Origin of the sequence: Protofrankia symbiont of Coriaria ruscifolia (assembly GCF_900634745.1) — a bacterium.
Classification (GTDB): Bacteria; Actinomycetota; Actinomycetes; order Frankiales; family Frankiaceae; genus Protofrankia; species Protofrankia californiensis.
Genome location: NZ_CAAAFR010000197.1, coordinates 1,642 through 6,087, shown reverse-complemented (window position 1 = coordinate 6,087; position 4,446 = coordinate 1,642). Strand labels below are relative to the sequence as shown.

Here is a 4,446-nt window from a genome sequence, read left to right as displayed (position 1 = left end):
CCGCCGTGCTCATCGCCCTCATAGCCGTCGCCGGCATCGCATGCGGAGGGAACTCGACGTCCTCGCGCGACGGGTCCGCGGGGACGCATGCGGGTGACAGGTTAACGCTGCGGATAGGCGACCAGAGTAAGGGACTCCAGTTGCCCCTGGAGCTGTCCGGGCAGAGCCAAGGAACCCCCTATGACCTGCAGTGGAACACCTTCGCCGACGGTCCGCACATGAACGCGGCCTTCAGCGCCGGCAAGATCGACATCGGAACGATGGGTGACACCCCGGTGCTGTTCGCGAACGCGGCGCACGCCGACGTCACTGTCGTCGCGATCTCCAAGTCCACGGTGAACAGCCAGACCATCATCGCTACCCGCCAGTCGGGTATCAGGACCGTGGCCGACCTGAAGGGCAAGCGGGTCGCGTTCACCACCGGCACGTCGCTGCACGGATACCTGCTCAACCAGCTCGACAGCGTCGGGCTCACGCAGGAGAACGTCACAGCTGTCAACATCCCCGGCACGAGTTTGCTGGCGACTCTTGAATCCGGGACGGTGGACGCGGTCGTCTACACCCGGCAGTTCATCCAGACATACTTCCGAAAGAATCCGGACGTAGTAGAGGTCGAGACCAAACCGATACCCCAGTACAGTGTGATCCTGGCGGCCAAGAACTCCCTGAAGGACCCCGCCAAGCGGGCCGTCATCCAGGACTTTCTGGTCCGTTTGGCCAAGGCGTCCACCTGGCCCAAGGCAAATCCTGCGGGCTGGGTCGATGCCTACTACGTGAAGCAACTGCATCAGGATCCGGCGGCTTCCGCGGAGTACTTCGCCAGCCTGCCGGCAACCCGTTACGGCCCGGTGCCGGACGACTTCGTCGAGAGCCAGCGGGTCCAGGCCAGGCTTCTCATCGGCGTCGGCGAGTTGCCGAAGGCCCTGAACGTCGACGACGAGTTCGACGCGGCGGTCGCCAAGGAGTTCAGCGCGCCCCTTTCCACTGCCGTCCCAGCGACCTGACCAGGCGGAAGAGAAGCGCATGACCGAGACCATCTCACGTGAGTCCACGGCGACGACAGGTGACCGCGACGGCAGCGGCACAACGGCCGAGCGCACCCACCGGGCCGTCCCGGCGTCGCGGGACCACGGCAGGCAGTGGCGTACCGTCCGGGGCCGACGGAAAATACCCCGATGGGTGCGCCGGCTCACCGGCCCGTTTCTTCTTTACCTGACGTGGCAGCTGGTGACGAGTTTCGGGATCGTCAGCAGCCGATCGCTGGCCTCACCCGGCACCGTACTGGCGGCGGGGCGGGAAATGTGGGGCAGCGGTGAGCTGCTGGACGCCCTGGGCAGCTCACTCTACCGAGTGGGTTGGGGACTTCTGTTCGGCGTGGCCATCGGTCTGTCGCTGGCGGTTGTCGCGGGATTCTTCCGGTTGGGTGAGGACGTCGTCGACTCGTCCATGAATTTCCTCCGGACGATCCCGGTCATCGCATTACTTCCACTGATCATCGTCTGGATCGGAATCGGGGAGGAAGCTAAGATCTTCCTTATCGTCATAGGTGTGGTCTTTCCGATCTATATGAACACGTTCGCCGCGATCCGGGGCGTCGACGCCAAACTGGTCGAGGCGGGTATGATCTTCGGACTCGGCCGGCCGGGCCTCATCCGGCGCGTCATCATCCCGGGATCGGTGCCCGGCTTCCTGGTGGGCCTGAGGTGGGCACTCGGCGTGGCATGGCTTCTACTGGTATTCGCCGAGCAGGTGAACACCGACCGCGGCATCGGCTACCTGCTGAACCATGCGCAGGCCTGGAACCGGACCGACATCATCGTTCTCTGTCTCGCGATTTACGGACTGCTGGGACTGCTCAGCGACGGCATCGTCCGGTTTCTGGAAAGGAGCCTACTGTCATGGCGTCGCGGCTTCGCGGGTACGTGACCCCACCCGGCCGGACAGCCTCGCCTCCAGGTAGGTCGCCAACCTGGTCACCAGGTAGTTGACGAGTATGAAGATACCGGCGATGACCAGGTAGGTCTGGATCGGGTTGCGTAGGGTCTGAATGGCGATCAGACCCCGGCGCAACAGTTCCTCGTAAGAGATGAAAGCTCCGAGCGAGGTGTCCTTGAGAATCACCACGAGCTGGCTGATCACAGCCGGCAGCATCGAGCGGAATGCCTGTGGCAGCAGGACGATCCGCAGTGTCTGGCCGCGGGTGAGACCCAGGGCTGACGCTGCCTCGGTCTGCCCTTTCGGTACCGCGAGTATGCCCGCACGGACGATTTCGGAAATGACCACCGAGTTGTAGGCCGTCAGACCGATCACGATGTACCACAGCAGCGGCAGCCTGAATCCATAGGCCGGGAGAACCTGCGCGGCAAAAAAGATCGCAATGACCACGGGTACACCGCGCAGCAGTTCGACCACCCCGACGACGGCCCACCGGTACCACCGCGCGGCGGAGATCCTGGTCGTCGCGATGAGAACACCGAACAGCAGGGAAAAGGACATGGCCAGGGCAGCGGCTGTCAGGGTGTGCAGCAGGCCGCCGCCGAGAAGGCGCCACAGGTCCGGGAAGTCCTCGTCGCCCGGGTTGAACAGCGGGCTCCATTTGCTGCTGTCGAACTGTCCGTTGGCCGCCAGCCGGCGGGCGGCCAACGCCACCAGGCCGATCAGGACGAGGCTGACGACGGCGCTGGCAACGGCGATACGCCGGCGTCCGCGCGGGCCCGGAGCATCGTGAAGAACCGAGCCGCTCACCGTGTCACCCTGAACCGTTTCTCTGCCACCAGCACGAGCAGGCCGGCGGGGATGATGATGACGAGATATCCGAGCACAACGCCGGAGTAGACCGGTAACGCGGGTTCACCCCTCGCGCCGTTCAGCGTGCTCGCGACGCTGTAGAGCTCGCCGCCGACCCCGAACGCACCGACGATCGCGGAGTTCTTCACCATCGCGATCGCGACATTTCCCAGCGGGGGGATGACCGCCCGGATCGCCTGTGGAAGGACGACCAGCCGTAACGACTGGCCGAAGGTGAGGCCGATCGAGCGGGCGGCTTCCGCCTGGCCTGCTTCCACCGCCCCGATTCCGCTGCGTACCGCCTCACAGACAAATGCGGCGGTGTAGACGGTGAGCCCGGCGGCCCCGAAGGTGAAGTACGAGCCGTTGACCCCCGCCTCCGGCAGGCCGAAGGCGAAGGCGAACAGGACAATCGTCAGGGGGCAGTTGCGGACCAGCGTGACATAGGCGGTGCCCACGGCACGCAGGGGTGGCACCGGCGACACCCGGAATCCCGCGAGAACGATCCCGAGCAGCAACGCCGCCACGGCAACCAGACCACAGATTTTCAATGTTCCCAACAGGCCGTTGGCATACAGGCCCAGGTTGTCGGTGATGACATCCATGGCGGCTCCCGGGGTGGCGTTGGCTCAGGAGACTGCAAGGTTACAAAGGTTGCGGGGTCACGAAGTTATGGTGATCAGGAGCAGGAGGCGAGCGTGGGCAGGGTCGGCGTGGTCTTGGCGACCTTGCCCGCCGTGGATTCCCACGCCTTGGCATAGCGCCCGTCTGCCGACGCCGCGGTCAGCTGCTCGTCGATGAAATGGCAGAAGGCGGTGTCACCCTTTTTGATGCCGACACCGTAGGGCTCGGTGGTGAAGGGCTTGCCGACGAGCTTGAAGGCACTGCCGCTGGAGTCTACAAGGCCCAGCAGGACGACGTTGTCGGTGGTGACGGCGTCGACCTGGCCGGTACGCAGCGCGTCCGCGCACTTGGAGTAGACGTCGAAGAGCACGATGTTGGACGTGTCGACGTATTCCTTGATTTTCTCGGCCGGGGTCGAGCCGGAGACGGAGCAGACCTTCGCGTTCGCGGCGCGTAGTGATTCCGGCCCGGTGATCGTGGTGTTGTCCTTTTTCACCATGATGTCCTGGCCGGCCTGGTAGTACGGTCCGGCGAAACTGACGAGCTGCTTGCGCTTGTCATTGATGGTGTAGGTGGCGACGACGAAGTCGACCTTGCCCTGCTGGATCGCGCCCTCACGCTGGGCCGACGGCGTCTCGACAAAGGTGATGTCGCCCGGGTTGATCCCCAGGCCGGCAGATATGATCTTCGCGATCTCGGTGTCGAATCCCGCGATCTCGCCGTTCAAGCCCTTCAGCCCGAACAGCGGCTGGTCGAACTTGGTGCCAACGGTGACCTTCCCCGCCTCGGCGAGTTTCGCCATCGTGGTACCGGCGGCGAAGGTGGGTTTGACCTGAATTTCTCTCTCTGCACCAGTTGTGTCACTTCCACAGCCGGCAGCGGCGAGCGCGACGGCGCCGGCGAGCACAGCCGTCACCAACCGTCGTCGTCGAAGTGAGTGCGGCTGGAACGGATGTTGCTGGATCAGGAACTGCGGAATCCGCATGGTTGTCCTTTCGGGGGATATATCGGCTGGGGACGAGGACGGGGCAGGGC

Annotated in this window: 5 protein-coding genes; 2 read left to right on the top strand and 3 right to left on the bottom strand. The window is 64.4% G+C overall.

Going from position 1 to position 4,446, the window contains the following annotated elements; genetic code table 11:
- On the top strand, positions 1–1,004 hold a 1,004-nt coding region (locus tag CV1CTNOD_RS22705; RefSeq protein ID WP_242606940.1), incomplete at its 5' end, for a PhnD/SsuA/transferrin family substrate-binding protein.
- A 19-nt stretch (positions 1,005–1,023) separates the two neighbouring features.
- Positions 1,024–1,926: an ABC transporter permease gene (locus CV1CTNOD_RS22700; protein WP_131787987.1), complete on the top strand. Its 903-nt coding sequence runs from the start codon at positions 1,024–1,026 to the stop codon at positions 1,924–1,926.
- Here the strand turns inward: CV1CTNOD_RS22700 and CV1CTNOD_RS22695 are convergent.
- From CV1CTNOD_RS22695 to CV1CTNOD_RS22685, 3 genes are all read right to left on the bottom strand, one after another.
- Positions 1,897–2,745 carry an amino acid ABC transporter permease gene (locus CV1CTNOD_RS22695; RefSeq protein WP_131787986.1) on the bottom strand — a complete coding sequence of 283 codons (849 nt, stop codon included), beginning with the start codon at positions 2,743–2,745 and terminating at the stop codon, positions 1,897–1,899. The genes CV1CTNOD_RS22700 and CV1CTNOD_RS22695 overlap by 30 nt on opposite strands.
- Positions 2,742–3,392, bottom strand: coding sequence for an amino acid ABC transporter permease (locus CV1CTNOD_RS22690; protein WP_131787985.1), 651 nt, complete (start codon positions 3,390–3,392; stop codon positions 2,742–2,744). Before CV1CTNOD_RS22690 ends, CV1CTNOD_RS22695 begins: the two co-directional genes overlap by 4 nt.
- Before the next feature lie 74 nt (positions 3,393–3,466).
- A complete protein-coding gene (locus CV1CTNOD_RS22685; protein ID WP_165485681.1) occupies positions 3,467–4,396 on the bottom strand; it encodes a glutamate ABC transporter substrate-binding protein in 930 nt (309 codons plus the stop codon).
- Positions 4,397–4,446 lie beyond the last annotated feature (50 nt).

Excerpts from the sequence above, each read along its gene's own strand:
- CV1CTNOD_RS22700 (WP_131787987.1), top strand. The coding sequence starts at position 1,024 with ATGACCGAGACCATCTCACGTGAGTCCACGGCGACGACAGGTGACCGC.
- CV1CTNOD_RS22690 (WP_131787985.1), bottom strand. The coding sequence starts at position 3,392 with ATGGATGTCATCACCGACAACCTGGGCCTGTATGCCAACGGCCTGTTG.
- CV1CTNOD_RS22685 (WP_165485681.1), bottom strand. The coding sequence starts at position 4,396 with ATGCGGATTCCGCAGTTCCTGATCCAGCAACATCCGTTCCAGCCGCAC.